A 25,459-nucleotide genomic window follows, 5' to 3' on the forward strand; every position below is an offset into this window, starting at 1 on the left:
ATGCAAACAAATCCGCTCGATGGCTTACATGATGTCATTGCACCCGCAGAGGTTGCGTGGTGGCCACTTGCGCCTATTTGGTGGCTAATAATCTCAATAGTCTGTGTGCTTTTGATTATTGGCTTGGTGCAGTTATATAAAAATAACCAATTTAAAAAAGCCAAAAAACAGGCTATTGAACTAAGTCGCACACTCGAAGATGACGACGTTCAAGCGCTGCATATCATTTTAAAACGCTTAACACGTCACTACTACACAGAACAATTAGCTGCTCAGCCTGTGGCACAATGGTCACAGAGTTTGTCACAGCTTAGCGGCGACACCTTTAGCTATGATGAATTAATGCAACTTTATCAACCAAACAATAACCATGCCAAGCTGGGTGTAAAATTACGCCATGCCATCAATAACTTTAAACTCAAGGAGCCTATTAATGTTTGAGTTTAGCTGGCCATGGTGCTTTATTTTATTACCTTTACCTTGGTTATTAAGCCGCTTAAAGCCGCTAAAGCAACAAGGTAACTTGCGTTTGCGTATCCCTGGATTTGCTAAGTTAGGCCTTAATAATCAAGCCGTACAAGACCACGGCCGCAAGGTATCGATTGTCGAGTGGATAATTTGGGCGCTATTGGTTATCGCTATTGCCAATCCAACATGGCTTGATGAACCAATTACCTTACCAAATGAAGGCCGCGATATCATGCTGGCAGTTGATTTATCAGGTTCGATGACAGAGCAAGATATGGCGTATCAAGGACAATATGTTGATCGACTGACCATGGTAAAAGCGGTACTCAGTGACTTTATAGAGCAACGCCAAGGCGACCGCTTAGGACTGATCTTATTTGGTGATACCGCCTTTTTACAAACCCCACTAACCCGCGATGTAAAAACAGTAAGCCAAATGCTCAGCGAAGCCCAAATTGGGTTAGTTGGCCGTGCCACAGCGATTGGTGATGCTTTAGGGCTGTCGGTAAAACGGTTTGCCAATAAAGACGAAAGTAACCGTATTGTGGTGTTGTTAACAGATGGCCAAAACACTGCTGGCAACCTTGACCCTGATGACGCGCTGTTACTTGCCCGTGAAGAGGGAATAAAAGTCTACACCATAGGCGTAGGTTCCGATAACCCTCGCGGTTTTAGCTTATTTAACATGGGCGGAATGAGTGGTGGTAATCTAGATGAAGGCTTACTAAAACGCATTGCAGAACAAACCGGTGGTCTCTACTTTAGAGCGAAGGATGTCGCAGGGCTTCAGCAAATCTATAAAGAGCTCGATAAACTGGAGCCTATCAGCAGTGATGAACAAACATTCCGCCCGCAAGTCTCCTTGTTTTATTTACCCTTACTTGCAGCGTTGGGCATTATTGCACTTGCCTTGCTTGTTAATTTTATTCGCCAATTTAAACGGGAGGTCTAAGCATGGATTTTGAGTTTATTCGCCCTACCCTACTTTGGTTATTGCTGCCTGCATTGATTATTTTTAGCGTGCTATTTGTACGAAATAAAAAGCATGCTCCAGCTGATTTAATTGCACCGCACCTTGCACAATTTGTTATGAGCGAAAGTCACAACAAACAAAAACAACCACTCTGGTTGGTGGCGCTATTTACCCTGCTTGCGATTGTTTTTTCGGCCGGTCCAAGCTTTGAGAAAAAACAGGTGCCCGTGTTTCAAGCAAAAAATGCACGCGTTATCGTCATGGATATGTCGTACTCAATGTTCAGTACCGACATAGCCCCCAGCCGATTAGTACAAGCGCGTTTTAAAGCACTTGATATGATTGAGCTATTTAAAGAGGGTGATACTGCACTTGTGGCCTATGCAGGGTCAGCATTTACTATTTCGCCTTTAACTAATGATGCCAGCACGTTAGCGAATCTAATTCCAAGTTTGAGTCCAGATATTATGCCAAGCAAAGGGTCAAACGTGATTGATGGCCTTGAAAAAGCCGATGATTTACTAAAGCAAGCTGGGTATTTAGACGGTGACATTATTTTGGTAACCGATGGCATTGATCAACTCGATCACGATGACATTAGTCGCTTTACTGCTCAATCGAGCTACCGCTTAAATGTCTACGGCGTTGGCACTGAACAAGGCGCCCCCATTAAGTTACCTGAAGGCGGCTTTTTGAAAGACTCACAGGGGCAAATCGTCATTCCCACTCTTAATATCAGCCGCTTAACAGCAATTGCTCGTAACAGTGGCGGCAAATTTGCGTTATATCAAACCAGTAACCAAGACATAAAAGCCTTCGCCCCCAGCGCCAACGCAGAGCGTCTCAAAGACGAAAAACAAAGCCAAACGTTATGGCGTATCGATGCAGGTATTTATGGCTTACTGATTTTAATGCCACTGGCACTCTTTTTAATCCGGGGCAGCAGCCTAGTGCTTGGTTTTATGTTTATTATGCTACTACCACAACAGCAAATACACGCCGCAGAGTTACCAGCAGTGTTTAAAAACCAAGATCAACGCGCTTTGGATGCTTATCAGCAAAAGCAGTTTGATCAGGCCGTTAATACAGATAACACCCAGCTAAAAGGAGCCGCACTTTATCAGCAAGGTAATTACCAAGCTGCGGTTGATGCTTTTAGCCAAGACAAGTCTGCAACAGGCCTTTATAACTACGGTAATGCTCTGGCTAAAGCTGGGCAGCTAGAACAAGCCATTGATGCCTATAAGCAAGCCCAACAGTTACAAGATGATTTTACTGAGGCACAAGAAAATCAAGCACTTGTTGAGCAGTTATTAAATCAACAACAGCAACAACAAGATCAACAGCAAAATTCTGACCAACAAAACAAGGATGGTCAGCAAGACGACCAGCAAAAGCAACAAGGCGATAATTCGCAGCAAGGTGAAAACAGCGAACAGAGCGAGCAACAAGAAGGTGAACAACCCTCTGAGCAAGATAAACAATCGGATCAGAAAGGTGAGCAAAGCGAGTCAAATAGCGAGCAAAAAAATAAACCTGAAATGCAATCTGAATCAGCGCAACCATCCGACTCTGGTGAACAAAAGCCTGAGCAAACACCCGAGCAAAAAGACGCGCAGCCAGAGCCGATGCAAAGTGATGAACAAGCTAAAAAAGAAGCTGAACAACAAGCTATGCAGGCACAAGCGGCTGAACTAACAAATGAAGAAAAAGAGAAAGCCCAGCAACTGAATCAGTTGCTGCGTAAAGTTCCCGATGATCCCGCTATCTTATTAAGAAATAAAATGCAGTTAGAAGCACAAAAACGAAACTATCAACGTCGTCCACGAGGAGCCGAAAAATCATGGTAATGCGATTATTATGTTGTTTATTGCTAATCGCGGCAGCGCCGCTTTGGGCCGCCACCCAACTACAGGCCAGTGTTGATAAAAACCCCGTCCTTGCGGGCGAATTTTTTATCCTCACTATTTCTGCAGACGACACGATTAACAGTGAACAACCCGACACGTCTGTATTATTAAAAGACTTTGTCGTTGGGCCAACCAGTGTGAGCTCACGCACAAACATTATTAACGGCGAAATTAGTAAACAAACTAATTGGTCTGTAAAACTCATGACGCGTAAGGAAGGCACCTACACTATTCCTGCTTTTACGGTCGCAGGTGTAAGTTCAAAACCAATTCAACTTAGCGTTTCTAAACGCAGCCAATCGTCAGAGCAAAATAAAGATGCGTTTATAAAAACCAGCCTCAAGCCAAACAACTTATATGTTCAAGAAGCAGGTGTTTACACAGTTAAACTGTACTTAGACAATAACAAAGAACTGCTCGATGGTAACCTAACGACACCAGTCATGGCAGATGCTGAACTAACCCCTATTAACAAACAATCAGAAAGCTATGAACTGATTGACGGTAAACGGTATTTAGTGATCACCCGAGAATACTTAGTGCAACCACAAAAAAGTGGCATTCACACCATAACAGCCCCTGTGTTTAATGGCCGTATTCGTCAAAACTATCGCCAAATGGAAATCTCTGCGATGGGCGAAGATATTGACGCAGAAATCAAACCGATTCCTGATAACTATTCTGGTGCTTGGTTGCCAAGTGAGCTGGTTAACCTTGATGAGCAATGGCAACCAAAAGATGACACTGTAGAAGTTGGCACCCCGATTACGCGCACCATTACTTTAACGGCACTGGGCGTGACTAAAGAGCAGCTTCCTGATATCGATATGCCGCAAGTGCAAGGTTTTAGAAGCTACCCTGACGAAAAAGAGAACAATCACCTTGTTCGCGATGGCCGCGTCATTTCTCAGCAAACAGCCTCTTATGCTTTATTACCGCAAACCCCGGGAACGTATACACTGCCCGAAATCAAGCTGCCTTGGTTCAACACTAAAATTAATCGTATAAGCTATGCAACAATCCCTGCACGCTCGATTACCGTCGTACCAAGCACTAACCCGCTCACGCCACCTCAAGCAGCTGTTACAGCGCCTACAGAGCAAGCAGCCACGCCTAGCTTAAATAACAGCACACCAGCTGTCGTTACTCAGTTAAGTACGCCAACTTGGCTGATAATTATTGCCGTTGCCGGTTACATACTGTGGTTAGTGACACTGGTGCTGTATTTTAAAAAACGCCCTCAATCAACAGGAGAGTCAACGCACACTTCAGCGACGACTTCATCCTTATTACCCGAGCTTAAAAAGTTAGCTAAGCAAGGTAAATACACTGCGTTTTATAGTGCATTAAGTCGCTATGCAAAACACCACACAGGAAAAACAACGGGGGCTTTAGACTCACTGTTAGCCACACTAAACGATGAATCATTAAACACTGAAATTGCCAAATTACGAGCAAAACTCTATAGTTCATCGCATGAAAAACCTGATTTAGTGCTGATTGTTAATCAGCTTAACCAGGCTGAAAAACACCCTAAATCGGCGGCGCAAAATCAGACATTGAAAAATCTTTACGATTAAAATCAATTAATAGTAATAAAATAATGAAAAATAACAGCTAATCTTGAGGTTAGCTGTTATTAAAAATAATAAATAATATCAGAAATTTTTTTTCTGATAGGCAGGTCTTAATTACTATGACAGAAAAACAGAAGCGATATGAAGCGCTGGTTCATATCTACCACAGTGAGCTTTTTCGCTTTGCATATTGGTTGTGTCGTGATCAAAGTGTTGCCGAAGACTTAGTGCAGGAAACCTTCCTGAGAGCTTGGCGTGCCTTGGATTCGCTTCAAGATCAGCACGCGGTTAAACCCTGGCTTTTAACCATACTAAGGCGCGAAAACGCCCGTCGTTTTGAGCGTAAACAATTTGACTACGCCGACGTTGAAAACGAGACGCTAGTAGATGAAAGAAGCACAACCTTAGACGCTGAAATGGAACAAACAGTGATCCAACGACAGATTGGAAAGTTAGCAGATGAATATCGAGAACCATTACTCTTACAAGTTGTAATGGGGTGTTCTGGCGATGAGATTGCCGAGATCCTCGATTTAAATAAAAATACCGTTATGACACGTCTTTTTCGTGCCAGAAACCAGCTTAAAGAGGCTTTAAGCAGTGATGATGACCAACTTAGAGGAGCATCAAAGTAATGGATGAACTCGAGTTTCGCCGCCGCATCCTAGCCGAACCAAGCACGATTGATAAGGACCTTGAAACGTTTGCCGAGCAGGACACAGAAAAACACGCATTTATTAATGATGTGCGAGCACTTGATGATGAAATTCACAGCGCATTAAATGTACCCGTGCCCGAAAACCTTGCCGCACGCATTATTGAAAACACCTATGCCGCTGAGGAGCAGCGTGCTGAAGAGCAAACGGCTGAGGAGCAAACGGCTGAGCAACCACTTGACACAATTATTGAGGCAAAATCTCGATTCGCCTTTAAGCGCCTTTATTTAGCCGCAGCAGCGTCGTTTTTGATTGCCGTAAGTATTTTCTTTGTCACCAACAAACAACATACTCTCTACAGTGTCGGTGAACATGCTTTTGCACATTTATACCATGAGATTGGATCGCTTGATAAACACGAGGCAATTGATCTTGCCTATGTGAACAAAAAGTTTGCCACGATCGGCGGGCACTTAGATGAGCTACCAGGTAAAGTAACGTACCTTACGTTTTGTGATTTCCAAGGTAAAAAAGGCCTGCATTTAGTATTTGAATCTGATTTTGGCCCAATGACAGTCTTTATTGTCCCATCTGATGAACAGCCCTTTGGCACTGGCGCTGAAGATTTCAGCGACGAACGCTTTGCTGGACATATAAACCGAGGTGAGCGAGCAGATACAATACTCATTGCCAGTATCGGCGCACCGCTTGATAGCTATAACAGTATGCTCAACAGTGCCATTCGCTGGCTACATTAGCGAAACAGCAGATAGAAAAAAACCGCACGTCGTGCGGTTTTTTTTTGACATACATTAATGTCTTATTTGCATACATCAGCAACTGCGTTAGCAAAGTAGTCAATGTTTGTATCACTGATACCAGCAACATTTACTCGGCTAGAGCCAACGATGTAGATTGAATAGTCTTTTTGTAAACGATCAATTTGCTCTTTATTGATGCCTAAGAAAGAGAACATCCCGTTTTGACGGTCAATAAATGAGAAATCTTGCGCAATGCCTTTCGCTGCGAGGCTTTCTTTAATTAGAGTACGTAAACCATTAATACGGTTACGCATTTCATCAAGCTCATCATGCCACATTTGTGTCAGTTCAGTGCTGCTTAAAATAGTGCTTACAATATCAGCACCGTGAGCAGGAGGCATTGAGTAAATACTACGCACAACGCTTAATAGCACAGAATTTGACACATCGGCCGTTGCCGCATCTTTGGCGATGATAGAACATGCACCAATACGCTCACGGTATAAGCCAAAGTTTTTCGAGCAAGAAGAACAAATGATCATCTCATCGACGGCTGCTGCTAACTTACGTAAGCCTGCAGCATCTTCTTCTAAGCTTGAACCAAACCCTTGGTAAGCGATATCGATAAGAGGTGTAAAACCAACTTCGACAGCAAGGTTTGCAACCGTGCTCCATTGTTCTGCATTTAAATCCATACCACTTGGGTTATGACAACATGCATGGAATAACACAACATCACCCTTTGGCACTTGCTTTAAGGTATTGATCATCTCATCGAATAACAGGTCTTTATTCTCGTAATCGTAATAAGGGTATTCTTTAACTGTTAAACCAGCCGCTTCAAATAGGCTAATGTGGTTTGCCCATGTTGGCGTTGTTACCCACACTGTCGCGTCTTTGTTACAACGCTTGATAAATTCAGCCGCAACGCGAAGCGCACCTGTACCACCGGGTGCTTGTGCTGTGCGTACACGGTTTGCTAATAGTGCTGGATGCTCGCCCAGTAATAAGTTTTCCATTTTTTGGCAGTAATCTAAGTTACCCGCCAAGCCAATGTACGATTTACTGGTTTCGTTTTCTAAACGAAACGCTTCCGCTTTTTTAACCGCTTTAAGTACAGGCGTATTGCCTTGCTCATCCTTATAAACACCGACACCCAAATCAATTTTATTTGGATTTGTGTCTTGTTTAAAGGCCGCCATTAGGCCAAGAATAGGGTCTGTTGGTAATGGTTTTAATTCTGAGAACATTGACTATCTCTTTTTATAGGGGTTAGCGTTGCCACTAGCTTAACATAAAAACCCAGCCTAATTACTAGTTAAATTAGACCAAGAGTTGAGGAATTTTGATACAACAAGCCACCAGTAAAGCAAGGGTTTGCTTATCAAAGAAATCATTATTAAATGCTTCAGCATCAATAATACCTAAGCACTCATTTTGTTGTGAAAGTAGCGGCAAACATGTCTCTGCTTTCACGTTGGGATCACACGTATAATATTCACCCCCCTTGGCAAGGTAATCAGCAACATTGTTAATAACTCGGCCACGCTTAGATAACGCGACTTGCACATTGTTACTGCCTTTAGCAAAGGCCTCTGTTATAGGAAACAAAGGACGACTTGGGGCACCATGGTAAACTAATTTTAATAACTGCTTACCTTCATCCGTTGCTGTCGCTTGATAAATACCAAACCAGTCCACCTGAGTTTTTTCAACAACAAAATCAATAATTTGTTGTAGTTTTGCCAGCTTAGCAGTGTTCTCTGCGTTATTAGCGACAAAATCACTCAGCTTGAATGGCTCATCCTGTAAATAACCAAACAGACTACAGGCACCACCTTCACCTAATTCAGGAATTTGATACTGCCAGCGTACTTCAGGTAACTCTGCATCTGCTAGGTATTGTTCTAGATACGATAATTGCTCAGCAACAAGGTTTTCTGGTAAATCAAGCTGCGCAATTGATAAGTAAGTTGAAATCATTTAGCCATCCAAACATCTATAATGGCAGAATCATAACATGCGTTGTTAGTGTGAGCTAGTGCTTGATGAGGATAATTGATAACAAATTTCGACTTGGTTCCCAGCGGCATTAAATGAAATATGAGAGGCTATTTCACCTAGTAAACTTAACCCCCTACCATGCTCTCGCGTTAAGCTTTGATCTGAGGCATGCGCCTTAGCAAAGCCATTTCCAGAATCACACACCGTAAAATACAACGCTAAGTTATCTGGGCAATAACGAATATCAATAATAATTAAAGCGTCGCTTAGAGTGGCAAGTGCGGTGTCTCTTTCTTGGTAATAAACTAAAAAACCATCTTCTTGATTTTTAATCTCAGAATCTAAGCCTAACACCCCATGATCTAAAGCATTATTGTATGCCTCAGACAATATTAAAAATATATTTGCGCGATGCGCATTCAAGCCCGCTACTTGGGTGAGCACATCCACAACCTCTAACACCGGATCTGTGCTTTTTATTTGTTTTGAATTCAGGCTCAAAGAAAAATTAAACGGTAAAGGAGAAAAAGGCTCTGCCGCTTGTTCTGGTTCAGGAACAGGTAAACAATTTAATAGCACTAAACTCAAATCGTCTTGTTGTTCGTTACCTTGCGCAAATTTATTTACCCGCTCTAACACCTGCGCTGTTGTAATGTTTTCTTTTGAACACAAGGCTTCTTTAAAACGCGTCTCGCTAAAAAAATCACCTTGAGGATTGGCCGTTTCAATAATGCCATCGGTAGCCATCACAACGCGTGAGGTTGGCTCGACTTCGATATGTATTAGACCGCGTTCAAATTCATCTCCCTCAAGTATTCCCAGTGCCATATGCTGGGACTCTAAGGTACGTGTAATTTCGCCTTTATCGTTAATGATATAGGTGTCAGGTAAGCCGCCAAGCCACGCAGATAAACTGCGTCCAGAATGGCTAAGCTCTAATATTGTCGCAGCACAGAACATGTGCCCAGGTAATAAATTAGCCAAAACAGCATTAATTTCAGCAGCAATATCACTCACTGACATGCCTTTACTCACCATGGTATAAAACACCCGTGATACTGGCAGGGCCCCAACTGCAGCCGCTAAGCCATGGCCGGTAAAATCCCCAAGCATGCAATATAAACTGCCTATGGGACTTTGCGCGACGAGGAACATATCACCATTAAACATGGCAGCGGGTGAAAGATGAAAATCGAGGTGTTGCGTAAATAGCTTTTGATTTTCTAACGCATTATTAAAGATATGCTCAACGATTTCGTGTTCGCGTTCAACTTGATTTTGGTGATACTCAAGTTGTAAATTTTGTTCTCGCGCCTTTTGGCTTAAGTTTCTTATTCGGCTGTGCGCCTTAATTTTTGCGTTTAAAATCACTTCTTGAAACGGCTTATGAAGAAAATCATCTCCGCCTACCGCTAAACAACGTTCAAAACTGGCTTCGTCTTCAAGCGACGTAATAAAAATAATGGGGAGATAAACTTGGCTAAAACGCTCTTTTATTATTGCAGCTGTTTCAAAGCCATCCATAACCGGCATAATGACATCAAGTAGCACAATATCAATACTGTGCTCTGCCAGTAATTTTAGCGCCATCAAGCCATTTTCAGCGTTATAAACTCGATAGCCTTGTTGCTCTAACATCACGGTTAACATGCGACGATTTAGAGCAAGATCGTCAACAACCAGGATATTAAGCATTAATCAATGTCGAACTTTTTATCGAAACGAGAAATTTGCAGAATCTTTTTTAGCTGCGGCTGACAATTACTAATTTGAATATTATCAACTTTTCCCGTAAGGTTTTTTTTCATATTTAGTAACATACCCAGCGCAGAGCTATCCATGTAATCAGTTTCTCTTAAATCGATTACAATCTTATTTATGTTATCGCTTAAGTCAGCGTATGCCTGACGAAAAGATTGCACCAGATTAAAATCAAACTTTCCTTTGATTTGTACAGTTAAAATAGCGCCATCAGCAGAAGTGCTGCGCGTCAAACTCATAATAAACTCCTAATAAACAAATCTTTTCTAAGACATATCTAAATATAACTGCTTAGAAGAAATAAGCCAAAAATTAAAACACTTAAGAGGAAATTTGTTATCATTTAGGCAAGCTTTTATAACGAGATCCACTATGAGCGATAATAATCTAGTTTATTCAACAGCCACTGGACGCATTGAGCAACCTAAAGAAACAAAGCCTTTGCAAAGTAAGGTGTTTAAAGATGGCTTCCTTCGCATTGAACGTCAAACCAAAGGACGTAAAGGCAAAGGTGTCATGCTTGTTGTTGGCATTGACGCTGAACAACATGATCTTAAAAAGCTCGCCAAAACCATTAAAAGTAAAATGGGCCAAGGCGGTGCAGTAAAAGACGGTATTATTGAGGTTCAAGGCGACGACCGAGAAAAGCTTAAAGCGATTCTCGAAGCGCTCAAATTTAAAGTTAAAATCGCAGGGGGCTAAAAAGCCCCCTTTTAATTAACGTCTTCTATATGGCTTAAGCGCTCAAAAAGTGCTGGCAGCTGCGCTTCAGACACCGGCTTACTGTAATAGTAACCCTGTACAATATAGCAGTTGTTGTTTTGTAAAAACTCAACTTGCTCTATCGTTTCGACACCTTCAGCAACAACATTAAGCTTTAACTTTTGCGCCATAGCAATAATCGCCGCGGTGATTTCCATGTCATTGGTATCCTCAGGGATATCTTTTACAAATGAGCGGTCGACTTTGAGAATATCAACAGGAAAACGTTTCAAGTAACTCAGCGATGAATAACCTGTGCCAAAATCGTCAATAGAGATTGATACGCCCAATGCTTTAAGCTGATGCAACTGCAAAATTGCCGCTTCAACATGCCCCATCAACATACTTTCAGTTAATTCTAAATGAAGTCGCTTAGGCTCAACCCCTGTTTGTTTAATGATCTTATCGAGTGTCGAAACCAAATTAGCGTCTTTAAACTGGCGTGCCGATAAGTTGATTGAAATATTATTTTTTAGGTTTTTACTCGCTAAGCGCGCAGCAAACTCACACGCTTCTTGAAGAACCCACGCCCCTAATTCAACAATTAAACCGGTTGCCTCTGCAATCGGAATAAACTTAGTCGGTGGGATCATGCCTTCTTTAGGGTGGAACCAACGAATAAGCGCTTCATAGCCAACCACTTGCTGGTTTCGGCTATCAACTTGAGGTTGATAATAAACCTCAAACTGACGCTCACGAATGCCATTACGTAGCTCATTTTCAATGAACAACCGTTCATTCGCAGCGGCATTTAATTCTTGGCTGTAGAAGTGGAAAGTATTTCGTCCTTTTGCTTTCGCCTCATACATAGCCAAATCGGCATGTTTAAGTAATTGATCTTCTTCTTGGCTATCAAATGGTGCCATTGTAATGCCTATACTCGCACTGATAATCACTTCATTATTACCAAGTTTGATTGGCTCATTGAGCGTTCTTTGAATCGTATTTGCCACTTCCATTGCATGTGTTTGATGCTCAATACCACTTAACAGTACGGCAAATTCATCGCCCCCGAGTCGGGCAATCGTATCTTCTGTGCGTAAACGTTTTTTCAAACGGTTAGCCACTTCGACCAATAACTGATCGCCAGCATCGTGACCTAAAGTGTCGTTAATTCGCTTAAATTCATCTAGGTCAAAATAAAATAACGCAAACGCATAATGCCCACGCTCTGCAAGCGCCATCGATTTACGTAGTTGCATTCTAAAGAACGTTCGGTTGGCAAGTCCGGTTAGTGTATCGAAATAAGCTAACTGCTCCATCTTACGTTGGCTTTCTTTTACAAACGAAATATCCTGCGCTGATGCAACATAACTGGTAATTTTTCCGCCATCTTCACGAATCGGCGAAATACTTAATGACACCCATACAGATTGGCGCTCATTGGCTTGTAACAGTGTATCGCCACGCCAATAATTTCGGCTTCTTAAATCAACATCTATGTCGTCAACCAAAATGGCCATTTCTTGCGATATGATGCTCATTAAAGGCGAGCCAATAAAGTAGCGCTCTTCAAACCCAGTCATCTCAACCATTTTCGGATTGACGTACTCAATTTCAAAATCTTGGTTGGTGATGACAACACCGGTTCCAGAGAATGCCACCGCTTTTGATAATCGGTTAGCCGCTTTTTCGGCAATTTCTTTTTCACTGATACGCTGATTTAAACCATCAATTAGCTTTCTGATTTCTATCGCCATATCTTTAAATGAGCCATTGAGGGTGCCAATCTCATCTTTATTTGCGTACGGAAACTCTGTTTGCAATTGCCCTTTGCCAAAGCTGACAACGGCATTAACTAACGAGTGGATACGGCGCAGAACAAGCTGGTAAAGCGCTTGATGTAACAACAGTGCGACTAAGATGGCATATAAAATAAACAGTCCAAAAAACTTAACTTTTAACTCTTCTAAGGCAGACAACGCCGAAGAACGCTTTTTATAAATACCAATGTACCAGTTAAGGCCTTCTACTTTACGAATATTGATAATGTGTGTTTCGCCGCCTTGCACAAATGAATTTGCAGATTCAGGTAATTTAGAACGAATAGTCTCTGAGACGAGCGTTTGTAAATCCGCATTAACAAAGTCTTTTGTCAGTAGTTTTTTACCTTCGCGACCATATTCTTCTAATGTCGATTTATCTAAGTCGGGATGCGCAAGTAACTGTCCTTTTGCATCAAACACAAATAAATGTTGCTCGCGATCACCTATTGGTAATTGAGCAAGTAAGGTTTCTAGCGCAATATCACTGCCTGTGACACCAAAAAATTCATTATTGTGGTAAACCGGAACCAATACACTCACCACCCATTTATGCCAAATGGTGTCGTAGTAAACTTTTGACCAGACTGCTTCTCGGCTTGGGTTTAATGCTTCTTGTGCGTAGTTAAATGTTTCGCCTTTTGTAAAATCAAACTCAGCAGGTACATTGAGTGCCCAGTTTGGTGGCGCGATACGTATAAAATTATCTTTACTGACTAAATAAAAATTAAAGAAATCTTGAATAAGTGTCGGTGACACTATTTTCCATAATGACTCGGAATCGTTAATCAGCCTTTTATAAAAAGCGGAATAGTTATCTTGAGGAATAAAAGCGGCGGAGAGTCCATCTGCAGACGTACTGCGTATGCTGCCATCAACAGCAAATTTAATATCGGCATTGTGATTACTTTGCAAGTGAGACTCGTTAAGTAATAACTGGCTAGTAACGACATTATTCGCTTGTTCAGCAATATTTGTTTTTGTTTTTATCAAGCCGTTAAATTGACGACTTAAGCGTTCACTCGAATGCTTTAAAAGTTCGTGTTCTTCAAAAACGAGCTGTTTTTCTTCTGATTTAAGCATTAATGCCGCTGCACAAATACCCGCAATTAAACAAATTGCAGAAATCAGCAGCGATAGCTTCATACTTAACGAATTCACACCAAAACGAGATGGCGGGCGTCGATACACCACAGGACTACCTTATTAATAATTGTTATTATTTATTATCCAAAAACAAATATACCAGATTCATTTTTAGATTTATAAATTTTTTATGAAGATTGATGAATTTTCATAACTAATCCATGTGTTTTGCAAATTCCTTCGATATGCTGTTGACTTTATAAACGACACTTCTTACATTAACTGGATGAAACACATTATTTCTCGCACTTATTTTTCGTTTTTTAGCTTCTTTAGATAGAGGAGGCTTAACTGTTTGCGAGATAAATTCACCGAATAGCTAAAGCCTCCCTCTTGGGAGGCTTTTTTGTTTGTGCACTGTTTTGGAATGAGGAAACCAACATGAGCAACGATGCATTAAATGCGTTACGACACGATATCAATGAAATAGATTCCGATTTATTAGTATTACTCGCAAAACGACGACGTATTAGTCACAGTGTTGTTGAATATAAAATTGCCAACAATAAACCCATTCGCGATGAAGCCCGCGAACAAGCATTGCTTGAAAAGCTAATAAGCTATGGAAAGTCGCTGGGGTTAGACGCCTACTACATTAATAATGTGTTCCAGACTATTTTGGAAGACTCCGTATTAAATCAACAGGCCATGTTACAAAAAAGCCTGAACCCAGATGCAATGAGCGAAACGCATCGTGTGGCATATTTAGGTGGTCAGGGCTCATACAGCCAATTAGCGTGTCATAAATACTTTAGCCGCCGCCCGGGTAAGGTCATAGAAATAGGCTGCTCGAGCTTTGAGCAAATCACGGGGAAAGTTGAAAATGGCCAAGCCGACTTTGGCTTGTTACCAATTGAAAACACAAGTTCGGGCAGTATCAATGAAGTCTTTGATTTATTACAACACGCCCAAGTTTCTATTGTAGGTGAAGTCACTCACAGTGTTGAGCATTGTTTACTTGCAATACCGGGCACTGAGCTTTCACACATCAATAAAATATATGCGCATCCACAACCTTTCGCACAGTGCAGTCGTTTTGTGCAAGGGCTCGGTGATATCCAACATGAAACCTGTGATTCGACATTTCACGCGCTACAATCCGCAGTTGAGAACCCGAATAGTGCGGCCATTGGCTCTGCTCAAGCGGGTAAAAATGTTGGCCTCGAGGTTGTTAAGTCTGGACTTGCAAACCAAAGTGAAAACCACAGCCGCTTTATTGTTGTTGCACGTAAACCATTGCAAGTCTCTAAACAAATCCCCACTAAAACAAGTTTGATTATGGCAACTAAACAGCAAGCAGGTTCGCTTGCAGATGCCTTAATGATATTTAAACACCATCAAATTAACCTTGTAAAACTAGAGTCTCGACCAGTGCCAGGAAATCCATGGGAAGAAGTGTTTTACGTTGATTTAGAAGCAAACCTAGATGATGCACATGTAAAACAAGCGCTAGAAGAGCTAAAAGAGCATACCCAATACACACGCGTACTGGGTTGTTATCAAAGTGAATCTCTACAAGCTGTGAGTGTTTAACCTTCATTCATACACATTAAGTAAAGGAGCCGTTGGCTCCTTTACTATTTATCTGCGTTGTTTTTACGAATATTCATCGCAGGCACTTGCACCCTGCGCAGTCCCTAAGCATAATCTTGAAAACAATTAGAAATGAGATTTTTCATGAGTTGGTTAGCTGAGTTAGCAAACAAAAGAACCCCTTGGGTATTATTAGCCTTAACGGCACTCGCATTTGAAATAACAGCCCTGTTTTTTCAATATAATATGGGTCTAGAACCCTGTATTATGTGCATATACCAACGCACAGCGATGCTTGGTCTCTTAGCCGCGGGTATCATTGGAGCAATAAACCCACACGCTGTAACCTACCGATTAATCGCCTTTGCAACGTGGGGAGTCTCTGCCATTTGGGGCTACTTTATCGCAAAAGAGCACATTGCTATGCAAAACAACACAGATCCATTTGCATTTAGCTGTGCGTTTGAGCCAAATTTTCCTAGTTTCATGCCCCTACATGAATGGATCCCGCACTTTTTCGCAGCAACAGGAGACTGTGGCAACATTGATTGGCAATTTGCGTCAATGAGTATGCCCGCATGGATGGAAGTCATCTTTGCCGCATATTCAATTGTTTTTGTCGGGGTTTTAGCAAGCCGCTTACTAGTCAAAAAGTCACTGTAATGATTTACTTTTTTAGCAGTCAAATTCCTGAATTAAAGACCTTTAAAGTAAGGCAGCGTCAGCAGATAATAGCAATTGCACTGAGCCACTTAAGCCCAATGCATAAAATCGTTTTATCTGTGTGCAAACTGGCATTTTTAGCGCCCTTGTTTCTAGGCCTTGCCTACTTTGAAGGTTGGATGCTTTTACCTTGGTTATTATTAGCGGGATTAAGCTACCCATTAATCACAACGCCGGTTGAAAATATGTTCGCTCAACCTCACCTGCGAAAAGCGATACAAGAGTTTAAACAGGGCGAATAGACGCCCTGTTTAAATTACTATTTAGTTAAAGCGAAATTTTTCCTTCTATTTTAGCGAATAATTTATCACCAATCCCCTTAACCTCTTTCAGTTGCTTAACTGATTTAAATGGGCCTTGATTCTTACGATGCTCAACAATGGCTTGAGCCTTCGATTTACCAATGCCAGGTAACTGAGAAAGTTGCTCTACAGTGGCTTTATTGATACTCACTTTTTGAATTTTTGTTTGCACTGACTCAGCTGGTTTTTCAGCGAGTGCCTGAGTCGCCGGCAGTAATGCAAGACTTGCTGCAAATAGTAAACTTGATAATAACTTCATTGTTTCCTCCATGATGTCCTTACGTGGACTGTTAAATAGTCTCGTCACCGAACACTAATTCCATTACATTCGTCACTAATTTGGTGACAAACTAAATAAAGTCAATTTATGCCTTTTTGTCAAATTAATGTCATAAAAAATACACACACGCAGCTTGCAAATTCGGCCCCAAACGATTACTGTATATAAAAACAGTAATCAAAGTAGCGATTACACGCTGCAAATGCCACGCTTGAATGCAGGAGAAATCATGGCTGTTGTTGTTAAATATGTTGTAGAAAGAAACGGAGTCGAGCGCATGACGTTTACTACCAAAAAAGAAGCTGATGCGTACGATAAAATGCTCGACATCGCTGAGTCGTTAGAGCTCATGCTTGAGAAGGTAGATGTACCATTAAGTGAGCAACAAATTGAATCTCTAGCCCTTGAAATAGCAAAAGAAAAAGACCAATTTATGGCTGTACTAAAAGGCGCTAAAGAACTGCCTAGCAAACCGAAAAAAGTCAAATCAGCTGACACAGATAAAGTCGCTGATATAAAAGAAAAAGCAGCCAGTTAATATCCCTTACTTTAGCAGCGGATATTATTCATCAAAGTAACCGGTCACTCTTAAAGTAGAGTTAAAAAAATTAACACAAAAAAGGGCAACTTATGTTGCCCTTTTTAATTACATTCTAAAGAATGACACTTAGCGTCCTAAAGTGACGATTCAACTTCATCAAATAATTGTGTAATTTCTTGTTTTGGCTCTGATGTATTCAAGCTAACGACCACAATGGCAATACTTGATAAGATAAAGCCCGGTACAATTTCATAAATAATGGCACTTAACTTTTCACCATCAATCGTAATCGGTGCATAAATCCAAAACAGCACTGTCGCAGCGCCCACAACCATTCCCGCTATTGCCCCTTGTAGGTTCATTCGTCTCCAATAAAGGCTAAGCAACACTAACGGTCCAAATGCAGCACCAAACCCTGCCCATGCATTGCTCACTAAATCTAATATAGAGTTATCACGGTCATAAGCTAAGTAGATAGCAAAAACGGCAACCAACATCACACTAACACGACCAATTAATACCAACTCTTTTTGAGACGCGTCGCGATTCAGGTAAATTTTATAAAAATCCTCAGTCAAAGAGCTCGAACACACTAATAACTGCGAAGAAATAGTACTCATAATCGCTGCTAAAATTGCAGCTAGGAGAAAACCTGCGATCAGTGGGTGGAAAATGAGTTCAGATAAAACTAAGAAAATTGTTTCTTTATCGTCGATTGGCATTTGGTTTTCAAGCATATAAGCCGCACCGAATAAACCAGTAAATACAGCACCAATTGCAGACAATGTCATCCAAGACATACCAATACGACGCATGGTAGGCATATCTTTAACAGAGCGCACTGACATAAAGCGAACAATAATATGTGGCTGACCAAAATAACCTAAGCCCCAAGCCATTGCCGAAATAATCGCAATTGTCGAGCCACCTGCAAACCAATCCATCATGTTAAGTGCATGAATTTCTGTTTCTTTGGGTGAGCTTAATAAGAGGTCGTAGCGAGCATTAGCCAAGGTATCCATGAAAGGCTGATCAAGCATTGTAAAAGTCGCAATAGGCACAGCTAATAACGAAATAAACATAATACAGCCTTGCACAAAATCCGTTAAACTTACTGCAAGAAATCCACCAAACAAGGTATACACAACCACAACACCCGTGGTGATATAGAGCCCCATTTCGTAGCTCATATTAAATGAGTTTTCGAATAATTTACCACCGGCAACAACACCTGATGAGGTATAAAGAGTAAAGAAAACAATGATCACAATGGCAGAAATAACGCGAAGAATATTCTTATTATCATCGAATCGATTAGCGAAGTAGTCTGGGATAGTAATCGAGTCATTCGCCTTTTCGGTATACACACGTAATCGCGGCGCTACGAGGAAATAGTTTGCCCAAGCACCTAATACGAGCCCTATTGCAATCCAAACTTTACTTAAACCAAATAAATACATTGCACCTGGCAGGCCCATTAACAGCCAACCACTCATGTCAGACGCACCTGCCGATAACGCAGCTACACTGGGTGATAAATTACGCCCACCTAGCATATAACCCGATACATCGTCAGTTGATTGCTTATAGGCATAAAGCCCTATTCCCAACATAACAATGAAGTACAATGCTAACGAAATTATCATTCCTGTTTCCAAATCAGCCTCCAAAAATTAATCAATGTAGGCTTCTAATCCAAATAATGACTCGCAAGTTACTTAGTTTTAAGACATTATTGGGATAAAAGCCGGTATCACACACGACTATATCATGCTTGTGCCCCACAACTCCAATTAAGCCGATGAGCTGTATAATTTACAATAACAACGGTTTGCTAACAATTTTTCTGATATTTAATTCAAGTTATAGAATTTAAGCACAATTTATCTTAGTCTTAAGGTCTTGAACAAGAGAATAAAATTACGTTTCCCGCATAAAATTTATTTAACTAATGCTATTTTAAGCTCAATGCAATATATTGCGGGAAGGAAATGAATTAACAGATGTGGACTTGCTTCAATTATGTATTTTTACGCTGCGCGCCAACCGATTTTAGATAAGGAAAAGAAACTCATAGGCTACGAGCTCCTCTTTCGGGATGGTGTAGATAATGTGTTTCCAGACATCGATGGCGATGAAGCAACTTCACGGCTTATTGAAGGGAGCCAGTTTAATTTCGGCTTAGAAGATTTAACCGACAATAAACCCGCTTTTATTAACTTTACTTTAGACACCTTACAAAAAGGCTATCCGCTGTTATTAGGTAAAGACCACGTTGTTGTCGAAATCCTTGAAACAATTCAACCTGGAAAACGCCTGCTTGCTTTAGTCAAAGATTTAAAAGAAAAAGGCTATACACTTGCCCTTGATGACTATATTCATCAACCTGTTTGGCGTCATTTTTATCCGTTTATCGATATTATTAAAATCGACTTTTTAAGCTCCGAGGCCGAGTCAATTAAAGAGGTAATTGAGGCAATAAAGCCTTTCCCTCATATAAAATTACTTGCTGAAAAAGTAGAAACCCACGAAAAGTATCAACTTGCTCTCGACCTAGGGTTTAGTTATTTCCAAGGTTTCTTTTTTTCAAAACCTGAAATGGTACAAAGTAAAACGCTGCCTCCTTCAGAGATGGCACTTGCTGAGCTTTTATACGAAACATCGAGTGTTGATCTAAACCTTAAGAAAATCACTGAAGTCTTTGAGCGTGATGTTAATTTATCTTATAAATTATTACGTTACTCAAACTCAGCCGCGTTTAAACGCCGTGCAGAAATAAGCACTATTAAACAAGCACTTATTGTATTGGGCAGTGAAGAAATTAAACGCTTCTTATCGCTACTTTTTGCTGCACAAGTGGCTGCTGATAAGCCTGCAGAGCTTATTCGATTATCACTCACTCGTGCTCGATTTGCAGAGTTATTGGCAATCAGTCACGGAAAATTCCGTGATACAGGAATGGCATTTTTAACCGGTATGATGTCCTTAATGGACGCTATTTTAGATGAAGAGATGTCTAGCGTAATGAATAAGTTGCCGTTGGCAAACGACATTAAAGTTGCGCTTCTTAAAGACGAAGGCCTTTTAGCCAGTTATTTACGCCTGGTAAAACAATATGAGCAAGCTAATTGGCAAAACGCCAATGAAATACAGCAAGCACTTGGTCTGAAGCCTGAAGAAGTTCCCGATGCATACCATGACGCTGTTAACTGGGCGAATGAACAAATGGCTGTGTTTGGCGACTAATACCACCCCGCTTCATCTCCATAAAAAATGCCAGCATTCATGCTGGCATTTTTTATGGGATACTTTTTAAAGATTTTCTAAGAAATCTTCATCAAAGTCATCAGGCTCTTTTTCGATGGGGGGATTGCCATCGTGAAGCTCATAGAGCTGGCGCTGAAAATAGACATCTTTTACGAAGATATACGGATCGAGCGACTCATTTAATAAACTTTCTTGGTTTATCAATGAGGCACGGGCCTCCACTGCTTTTAAAACAAAAACCAAGACGGTTTGCGGTGTAGTCAGGGCTATTTCTGGTAATACGACGTTATCGACAACATCACCAGTTAAATTACGGGCTGTACTTGGTCCCATGCCTGGGATCATTAAGTAGGCACCATCACCAACTCCCCAAACACCCAGTGTTTGGCCAAAATCTTCATCCACTATCTCTAACCCCAGTGATGAAGCAACATCGAAGAGACCCAACAAACCGACCGTTGAATTGACTAAAAAGCGTGCCAGACTAATTCCCATATTACCAGGCTTGCCTTGAAGACCCGCATTTACCATGTCTGTTGGTGCAGTGATATTATCGGTAAAATTCACAATACTGCGTCTAACAGGCATAGGCGTAACGGCCACATAACCAACCGCTGCAGGGCGAAGAATGTACGCGTCGAGTACGTCCATATTAAAATCGTACATTGGACGGTTAAATGACTGTAACGGGTCACGCTCATCAACTTTTTCTTCAGGAATTTGTGCGCATCCTGCTAGCACTACAAAAAAGATAAAAAATATACTGTGCCTAAACATCGGCTATCCTTACGGTATTAACTCATTAATTAGCAACGCGTATTCTTTAACGTTTTTACGCTCTAAGACATCCGAATTGCCTTCCAACTCGCCGCTAGAAGTTACCACAGTCTCATCTTTTGATAAACGCGCGGTTAAAATAATTTTATCGACACTCGATAAATTTAAACCATCAACCATGGCATTACTATCACTGAGGGTCACCTCAAGTGGAAAGCTATACTCGGTCATTTTCACAACAGCTAATGGCATTTGTGGACCACTGGCTGCTTTTGCGAAAATAAACAAAGTGCCATTTTCAGGTTGTTTATTGCTAAGTGATTCATCTAAATTGACCGTGATTTTAATCTCGCTGTTACTATCATTGACTGCACCAGCGCTTGCGACTTGTTGCTCATTATTTAAATGTGCATCAATTTCAGCAATACGCTCCGCAATCATTGGATAACGGGGATCATTTTGCTCCATACTAGCAAGTAACACTTCGAATGCAGTTTTAGCTTGCAACCAATCCTTACGCTCATACGCAATAAGTGCTAACAATGAAATAGCATCGATATTGGTGGGTTCAGCCTTGAGCACGCGAGATAACATTTTTGCAGCACGTGACATGTTTGCGTCACTGCCTTCCATTAAAAGTACCTGAGAGTAACTGATCAGCACTTGTTTGTTATCAGGATTCATTTTCAACACTTTATCAAATGACTGCATCGCCATGTCGAACTCATTCAACGACATAGCAACACGTCCAAGCAGCATCCAAGCCACTTCATCGTCACCGCTTTGATCAAGCTTAGTACGCAGTGCTAACGCAAACGCTTGTAGCTCATTTGCTGTCAAAGGCTCACCACTTTGCATTACTGCACGCTCACCATATGACTTTAAGTTTGCCATGGCATCGTGCCAGCCTTTAATCTGTTGCTGGCTGCCGGTGTAGCTGTAGAAAATAACCGTTAATGTAATTAAAAACACGGCTCCGGTTAGTGCAAAAATACGATTATTACCTTTACTATTCAGTGCTTTTTCTGGCGAAAGCTCGTTTAATAAACGACGCTTTAACTCAATAACCGATTCACCGTGCATATTTTTATCAATACGCTGGTTGTCTAAATCAGCTTTCAATTCTTCTAAACGTTGGTAATAAATTCGGATCAATTCCGAGTTTGCATTGTGATCAAGGCGTTGAATACGTTCGCGTTTAAAAAACGGCACCACAACAAACAGCAATGCAATCAGTGTGAGTAAAACAAAAGAAGCCCACATTAATGCCATTTAGTTTTGCTCCTGACGTTGATTTTGTTCAATTAACTTAGCGAGTAACGCTTCGTCTTCTGTTGTCCAAGTTTGTTTAACTGACGCTTTACGTTGACGCAAAACAATAAAGCCAAAACCCAGCACCACAATCAATACAGGTAACACCCACAACACTAAAGTTGCTGGTGTAACAGGTGGATCGTAGTGAACAAAATAGCCATAGCGATCAATCATGTAATCAATCACTTCCTCTTTGGTTTTGCCATCTTTAACGAGCGCCAACACTTTATCACGGAGATCCTTTGCCACAACGGCATCTGAATCGGCAATATTTTGATTTTGGCACTTAGGACAACGCAGCTCTTTCGTTAACTCACTAAAACGCGCTGCTTGTTCGTTATTATCAAATTGATATTTATCTTGCTCTGCAAAAGCACTCACCGTGATCAGCAAGCTTACTAAAAAAATCACCCACCTCATTGCTGTAGCTCCTGCATTAACGGTGCAAACTTAGCTCGCCATACACGCGGGTTAATATCGCCAGTATGGTGAAGTAAAATAGTACCTTGTTTATTAACTAAAAAGGTTTCGGGGGCACCCGATACACCTAAGTCGAGAGCCAAGGTGCGTTTTAAGTCTAAAATATTAAACTGGTATGGGTCGCCAGCACGATTGAGCATACTCGTGACATCGTCACGTAACGCATTAATATCAAATTGACCGTCAAAGTCAGGGTCATAACCTTGCTCATAGTACAAGCCGATAATTTTAACGCCTTGTTCTCTCAGCTCAGTTAAGTAGCCTAATTCAGCCAAACAGGTTGGGCACCATGTGCCCCATACGTTAAGAAGATACACCTCACCTTTTAAATCAGTGTCTGTCCAACGTTTAGACTCATCCATTAAATCAGGCAAATTAAAAGTAGGCATCGCTTGACCAATGCGCCCTGTTTGCAACTCACGTGGATTAGCAAATAAGCCTTGGTACAAAAATACGCACAGTAAAACAAAAACCAGCAAAGGCGCTAATGCTAACAACTTTCGGTTCATGCTGCGGCCTCCTCATTCAATGATTTTTGACGGTAACGCTTATCGCCTAAGACTAAGAAACCCGCGAGTGAAATTAAAACACCACCGAGCCACATCCAACGAACAAACGGTTTGTGGTAAATACGCAACGACCACGCGCCTTGGCTAAGTTGCTCACCAAGCGCTAAATACAAGTCACGAGTAAACCCTGCATCAACCGCAGCTTCTGTCATAAATTGCATGCCAATGTCGTAACGACGTTTTTCTGCATGTAAGACGGTTACTTGCTTGTCGTTTTTAAACACGGTCACCACACCTGCATGACCACTGTAATTCGCACCACGGATTGCTTTAACACCGTCAAAACGATACTGGTATTCATTAAGCGCGACTTTATCACCCGGCTTCATCGATACATCGCGCTCAACTGAGTACGCTGAGGTTAAGGTAACGCCTGCAATTACAAATGCTAAACCAACATGACCCAATACCATTGCCCAATAACTCAAGCCTAGACGTTTAAAGCCCTCAGACAAGGTCGTGTGAATAGTCACTTTTGACACTAAATCAACAAGCGTTGTGACAAAAATCCATATCGCCAGCGTTGTGGCTATAAACGTGATTGGCGCCACAACATCATAGCTTGAGTACAGCCATGTAGCAGTTGCAACAACACTGACCACTGCTGATAACGCAAGCTTATTTTGTAGCATTGACCACTTATTTTGTTTCCATCGTAGTAGCGGCCCAATTCCCATTAAAATAGCGAATGGAACAAGTAAAATAGCAAACATTTTGTTAAAGAATGGTTCACCAATAGAGATACTGCCTAAACCAAGCTCTTTATGGATCATAGGTAACAACGTACCTAACAGAACGATTAAAGTCGCTACAACGAGAAAGATATTATTAAGCCACAGTGCCACTTCGCGTGATGCAAACTTATAACGCCCTTCACTTTTCACTTGAGAAACGCGCAGTGCATACAGGCTCAACCCGCCACCAACAACAATCGCTAAAAAGGCCAATATGAACATACCGCGATTAGGGTCTGAGGCAAACGCATGCACAGAAACAATAATGCCTGAACGCACAATAAAGGTGCCTAATAGGCTCAATGAAAACGCAGCTATTGCCAGTAGTACTGTCCACGACTTAAATACACCACGCTTTTCTGTGGTCGATAATGAGTGCAATAACGCGGTGGCAACAAGCCACGGCATTAACGAGGCATTTTCCACTGGATCCCAGAACCACCAGCCACCCCAGCCTAGTTCTGAGTATGCCCACCAACTGCCGATAGTAATACCAAACGTTAAAAAGCCCCACGCTGTCATTGTCCAAGGTCGAGACCATTTTGCCCACGTATTATCAAGCTTGCCGGTAAGGAGTGCAGCAATCGCAAACGCGAATGACACTGATAAACCCACATAGCCCATGTAAAGTAATGGCGGGTGGATAATCATGCCAGGGTCTTGAAGAAGTGGATTCAAATCTCGCCCTTCAACTGGGAAATAAGGCAGTAATCGTTCAAATGGACTCGACATTAACAAGGTGTAAAGCATAAAGCCCACGCCTAAAAAGCCTAAAACACCCAGTACACGCGCACGTAATACCCAAGGCAATGATTTAGAACGCATTGCAACAACCGCAGTCCACCCTGCTTGCATCACTAACCACAACAAAATAGCGCCTTCATGGCCCCCCCACGTCGAGGTAATTTTGTAATACCAAGGTAAGGTGCTACTTGAGTGGTAGGCTACGTACGAAACGGTAAAATCATCAGTTAAACTGGCATAAATAAGCGCAGCAAAAGAGAGCAGTACAAACACAAACTGGCCCACTGCCAGTGAGGGCGCAGCACGCATCAGGCGTAAATTACCAGTATGAGCACCCCACAATGGAAAAATACACAATAAGACACTGAGCACCATGGCCAGTGTGAGTGAAAAATAACCGAGTTCTGGGATCAT

General features: G+C 41.5%; 24 protein-coding genes. 12 read left to right on the top strand and 12 right to left on the bottom strand.

What is annotated here, in order from left to right; genetic code table 11:
• The 6 genes from ACSSVW_RS07730 to ACSSVW_RS07755 all read left to right on the top strand — a co-directional run bounded on the left by ACSSVW_RS07730 (nucleotide 1) and on the right by ACSSVW_RS07755 (nucleotide 6,342).
• A complete protein-coding gene (locus tag ACSSVW_RS07730; RefSeq protein WP_454179106.1) occupies nucleotides 1-441 on the top strand; it encodes a DUF4381 domain-containing protein in 441 nt (146 codons plus the stop codon).
• Nucleotides 434-1,420, top strand: coding sequence for a vWA domain-containing protein (locus ACSSVW_RS07735; protein ID WP_036969987.1), 987 nt, complete (start codon nucleotides 434-436; stop codon nucleotides 1,418-1,420). The genes ACSSVW_RS07730 and ACSSVW_RS07735 overlap by 8 nt, the downstream gene beginning before the upstream one ends.
• A gap of 2 nt (nucleotides 1,421-1,422) precedes the next feature.
• On the top strand, nucleotides 1,423-3,291 hold the full coding sequence (locus ACSSVW_RS07740) for a VWA domain-containing protein (protein ID WP_182396194.1): 1,869 nt from the start codon (nucleotides 1,423-1,425) through the stop codon (nucleotides 3,289-3,291).
• Entirely contained in the window at nucleotides 3,285-4,931 is a 1,647-nt protein-coding gene (locus ACSSVW_RS07745; protein WP_421419425.1) for a BatD family protein, read from the top strand. The genes ACSSVW_RS07740 and ACSSVW_RS07745 overlap by 7 nt, the downstream gene beginning before the upstream one ends.
• 77 nt (nucleotides 4,932-5,008) lie before the next feature.
• Nucleotides 5,009-5,563 carry a sigma-70 family RNA polymerase sigma factor gene (locus ACSSVW_RS07750; protein WP_454179127.1) on the top strand — a complete coding sequence of 185 codons (555 nt, stop codon included), beginning with the start codon at nucleotides 5,009-5,011 and terminating at the stop codon, nucleotides 5,561-5,563.
• On the top strand, nucleotides 5,563-6,342 hold the full coding sequence (locus ACSSVW_RS07755; protein ID WP_454179107.1) for a DUF3379 family protein: 780 nt from the start codon (nucleotides 5,563-5,565) through the stop codon (nucleotides 6,340-6,342). Before ACSSVW_RS07750 ends, ACSSVW_RS07755 begins: the two co-directional genes overlap by 1 nt.
• Before the next feature lie 62 nt (nucleotides 6,343-6,404).
• Here the strand turns inward: ACSSVW_RS07755 and ACSSVW_RS07760 are convergent, their stop codons facing one another.
• The 4 genes from ACSSVW_RS07760 to ACSSVW_RS07775 all read right to left on the bottom strand — a co-directional run bounded on the left by ACSSVW_RS07760 (nucleotide 6,405) and on the right by ACSSVW_RS07775 (nucleotide 10,349).
• Nucleotides 6,405-7,595 carry an amino acid aminotransferase gene (locus ACSSVW_RS07760; protein ID WP_454179108.1) on the bottom strand — a complete coding sequence of 397 codons (1,191 nt, stop codon included), beginning with the start codon at nucleotides 7,593-7,595 and terminating at the stop codon, nucleotides 6,405-6,407.
• A 73-nt stretch (nucleotides 7,596-7,668) separates the two neighbouring features.
• Nucleotides 7,669-8,328 carry a GAF domain-containing protein gene (locus ACSSVW_RS07765; RefSeq protein WP_036969998.1) on the bottom strand — a complete coding sequence of 220 codons (660 nt, stop codon included), beginning with the start codon at nucleotides 8,326-8,328 and terminating at the stop codon, nucleotides 7,669-7,671.
• A gap of 45 nt (nucleotides 8,329-8,373) precedes the next feature.
• Entirely contained in the window at nucleotides 8,374-10,044 is a 1,671-nt protein-coding gene (locus tag ACSSVW_RS07770) for an ATP-binding SpoIIE family protein phosphatase (protein WP_065978766.1), read from the bottom strand.
• A complete protein-coding gene (locus tag ACSSVW_RS07775) occupies nucleotides 10,044-10,349 on the bottom strand; it encodes an STAS domain-containing protein (RefSeq protein WP_036970002.1) in 306 nt (101 codons plus the stop codon). Before ACSSVW_RS07775 ends, ACSSVW_RS07770 begins: the two co-directional genes overlap by 1 nt.
• 133 nt (nucleotides 10,350-10,482) lie before the next feature.
• On the opposite strand from ACSSVW_RS07775, the gene ACSSVW_RS07780 reads away from it, so the two are divergent.
• Nucleotides 10,483-10,812 carry an SUI1 family translation initiation factor gene (locus ACSSVW_RS07780; RefSeq protein WP_036970005.1) on the top strand — a complete coding sequence of 110 codons (330 nt, stop codon included), beginning with the start codon at nucleotides 10,483-10,485 and terminating at the stop codon, nucleotides 10,810-10,812.
• Nucleotides 10,813-10,823: 11 nt separating this feature from the next.
• Here ACSSVW_RS07780 and ACSSVW_RS07785 read toward each other — a convergent pair whose 3' ends face one another.
• Nucleotides 10,824-13,829, bottom strand: coding sequence for a bifunctional diguanylate cyclase/phosphodiesterase (locus ACSSVW_RS07785; protein ID WP_118844097.1), 3,006 nt, complete (start codon nucleotides 13,827-13,829; stop codon nucleotides 10,824-10,826).
• Between the two features lie 333 nt (nucleotides 13,830-14,162).
• Between ACSSVW_RS07785 and ACSSVW_RS07790 the strand changes: the two genes are divergently transcribed.
• From ACSSVW_RS07790 to ACSSVW_RS07800, 3 genes are all read left to right on the top strand, one after another.
• Nucleotides 14,163-15,314, top strand: a complete 1,152-nt coding sequence (locus ACSSVW_RS07790) for a chorismate mutase (protein ID WP_036970008.1) — start codon at nucleotides 14,163-14,165, stop codon at nucleotides 15,312-15,314.
• A 144-nt stretch (nucleotides 15,315-15,458) separates the two neighbouring features.
• A complete protein-coding gene (dsbB, locus tag ACSSVW_RS07795) occupies nucleotides 15,459-15,977 on the top strand; it encodes a disulfide bond formation protein DsbB (protein WP_074988668.1) in 519 nt (172 codons plus the stop codon).
• On the top strand, nucleotides 15,977-16,279 hold the full coding sequence (locus tag ACSSVW_RS07800) for a DUF6170 family protein (protein ID WP_036970014.1): 303 nt from the start codon (nucleotides 15,977-15,979) through the stop codon (nucleotides 16,277-16,279). The genes dsbB and ACSSVW_RS07800 overlap by 1 nt, the downstream gene beginning before the upstream one ends.
• Before the next feature lie 25 nt (nucleotides 16,280-16,304).
• Here the strand turns inward: ACSSVW_RS07800 and ACSSVW_RS07805 are convergent, their stop codons facing one another.
• Nucleotides 16,305-16,598, bottom strand: coding sequence for a ComEA family DNA-binding protein (locus tag ACSSVW_RS07805; protein WP_065978764.1), 294 nt, complete (start codon nucleotides 16,596-16,598; stop codon nucleotides 16,305-16,307).
• Between the two features lie 250 nt (nucleotides 16,599-16,848).
• On the opposite strand from ACSSVW_RS07805, the gene ACSSVW_RS07810 reads away from it, so the two are divergent.
• Nucleotides 16,849-17,157 (top strand): YebG family protein, encoded by a 309-nt coding sequence (locus ACSSVW_RS07810; RefSeq protein ID WP_454179109.1) that lies wholly within the window; start codon nucleotides 16,849-16,851, stop codon nucleotides 17,155-17,157.
• Between the two features lie 137 nt (nucleotides 17,158-17,294).
• On the opposite strand, the gene putP is transcribed toward ACSSVW_RS07810, so the two are convergent.
• A complete protein-coding gene (putP, locus tag ACSSVW_RS07815; protein ID WP_065978762.1) occupies nucleotides 17,295-18,806 on the bottom strand; it encodes a sodium/proline symporter PutP in 1,512 nt (503 codons plus the stop codon).
• Between the two features lie 376 nt (nucleotides 18,807-19,182).
• Between putP and ACSSVW_RS07820 the strand changes: the two genes are divergently transcribed.
• Nucleotides 19,183-20,406 (top strand): EAL and HDOD domain-containing protein, encoded by a 1,224-nt coding sequence (locus tag ACSSVW_RS07820; RefSeq protein ID WP_036970026.1) that lies wholly within the window; start codon nucleotides 19,183-19,185, stop codon nucleotides 20,404-20,406.
• 66 nt (nucleotides 20,407-20,472) lie between these two features.
• Here the strand turns inward: ACSSVW_RS07820 and ACSSVW_RS07825 are convergent, their stop codons facing one another.
• From ACSSVW_RS07825 to ACSSVW_RS07845, 5 genes are read right to left on the bottom strand one after another with little or no spacing between them, the layout of a single operon-like run.
• Nucleotides 20,473-21,204, bottom strand: coding sequence for an MlaA family lipoprotein (locus tag ACSSVW_RS07825; RefSeq protein ID WP_036970030.1), 732 nt, complete (start codon nucleotides 21,202-21,204; stop codon nucleotides 20,473-20,475).
• 9 nt (nucleotides 21,205-21,213) lie between these two features.
• A complete protein-coding gene (ccmI, locus tag ACSSVW_RS07830; protein ID WP_454179110.1) occupies nucleotides 21,214-22,476 on the bottom strand; it encodes a c-type cytochrome biogenesis protein CcmI in 1,263 nt (420 codons plus the stop codon).
• Nucleotides 22,477-22,938: a cytochrome c-type biogenesis protein gene (locus tag ACSSVW_RS07835; RefSeq protein WP_036970035.1), complete on the bottom strand. Its 462-nt coding sequence runs from the start codon at nucleotides 22,936-22,938 to the stop codon at nucleotides 22,477-22,479. It abuts the gene before it with no gap.
• Nucleotides 22,935-23,507, bottom strand: a complete 573-nt coding sequence (locus tag ACSSVW_RS07840) for a DsbE family thiol:disulfide interchange protein (RefSeq protein WP_421419418.1) — start codon at nucleotides 23,505-23,507, stop codon at nucleotides 22,935-22,937. The genes ACSSVW_RS07835 and ACSSVW_RS07840 overlap by 4 nt, the downstream gene beginning before the upstream one ends.
• A complete protein-coding gene (locus ACSSVW_RS07845; protein ID WP_454179111.1) occupies nucleotides 23,504-25,459 on the bottom strand; it encodes a heme lyase CcmF/NrfE family subunit in 1,956 nt (651 codons plus the stop codon). The genes ACSSVW_RS07840 and ACSSVW_RS07845 overlap by 4 nt, the downstream gene beginning before the upstream one ends.

This window comes from Pseudoalteromonas sp. MBR-15 (genome assembly GCF_053628915.1).

Coding starts and splice junctions, on each gene's coding strand:
- ACSSVW_RS07730 (WP_454179106.1), top strand. CDS start 1: ATGCAAACAAATCCGCTCGATGGCTTACATGATGTCATTGCACCCGCA.
- ACSSVW_RS07735 (WP_036969987.1), top strand. CDS start 434: ATGTTTGAGTTTAGCTGGCCATGGTGCTTTATTTTATTACCTTTACCT.
- ACSSVW_RS07740 (WP_182396194.1), top strand. CDS start 1,423: ATGGATTTTGAGTTTATTCGCCCTACCCTACTTTGGTTATTGCTGCCT.
- ACSSVW_RS07745 (WP_421419425.1), top strand. CDS start 3,285: ATGGTAATGCGATTATTATGTTGTTTATTGCTAATCGCGGCAGCGCCG.
- ACSSVW_RS07755 (WP_454179107.1), top strand. CDS start 5,563: ATGGATGAACTCGAGTTTCGCCGCCGCATCCTAGCCGAACCAAGCACG.
- ACSSVW_RS07760 (WP_454179108.1), bottom strand. CDS start 7,595: ATGTTCTCAGAATTAAAACCATTACCAACAGACCCTATTCTTGGCCTA.
- ACSSVW_RS07765 (WP_036969998.1), bottom strand. CDS start 8,328: ATGATTTCAACTTACTTATCAATTGCGCAGCTTGATTTACCAGAAAAC.
- ACSSVW_RS07770 (WP_065978766.1), bottom strand. CDS start 10,044: ATGCTTAATATCCTGGTTGTTGACGATCTTGCTCTAAATCGTCGCATG.
- ACSSVW_RS07775 (WP_036970002.1), bottom strand. CDS start 10,349: ATGAGTTTGACGCGCAGCACTTCTGCTGATGGCGCTATTTTAACTGTA.
- ACSSVW_RS07780 (WP_036970005.1), top strand. CDS start 10,483: ATGAGCGATAATAATCTAGTTTATTCAACAGCCACTGGACGCATTGAG.
- ACSSVW_RS07790 (WP_036970008.1), top strand. CDS start 14,163: ATGAGCAACGATGCATTAAATGCGTTACGACACGATATCAATGAAATA.
- dsbB (WP_074988668.1), top strand. CDS start 15,459: ATGAGTTGGTTAGCTGAGTTAGCAAACAAAAGAACCCCTTGGGTATTA.
- ACSSVW_RS07800 (WP_036970014.1), top strand. CDS start 15,977: ATGATTTACTTTTTTAGCAGTCAAATTCCTGAATTAAAGACCTTTAAA.
- ACSSVW_RS07805 (WP_065978764.1), bottom strand. CDS start 16,598: ATGAAGTTATTATCAAGTTTACTATTTGCAGCAAGTCTTGCATTACTG.
- ACSSVW_RS07810 (WP_454179109.1), top strand. CDS start 16,849: ATGGCTGTTGTTGTTAAATATGTTGTAGAAAGAAACGGAGTCGAGCGC.
- putP (WP_065978762.1), bottom strand. CDS start 18,806: ATGATAATTTCGTTAGCATTGTACTTCATTGTTATGTTGGGAATAGGG.
- ACSSVW_RS07820 (WP_036970026.1), top strand. CDS start 19,183: ATGTATTTTTACGCTGCGCGCCAACCGATTTTAGATAAGGAAAAGAAA.
- ACSSVW_RS07825 (WP_036970030.1), bottom strand. CDS start 21,204: ATGTTTAGGCACAGTATATTTTTTATCTTTTTTGTAGTGCTAGCAGGA.
- ccmI (WP_454179110.1), bottom strand. CDS start 22,476: ATGGCATTAATGTGGGCTTCTTTTGTTTTACTCACACTGATTGCATTG.
- ACSSVW_RS07835 (WP_036970035.1), bottom strand. CDS start 22,938: ATGAGGTGGGTGATTTTTTTAGTAAGCTTGCTGATCACGGTGAGTGCT.
- ACSSVW_RS07840 (WP_421419418.1), bottom strand. CDS start 23,507: ATGAACCGAAAGTTGTTAGCATTAGCGCCTTTGCTGGTTTTTGTTTTA.
- ACSSVW_RS07845 (WP_454179111.1), bottom strand. CDS start 25,459: ATGATCCCAGAACTCGGTTATTTTTCACTCACACTGGCCATGGTGCTC.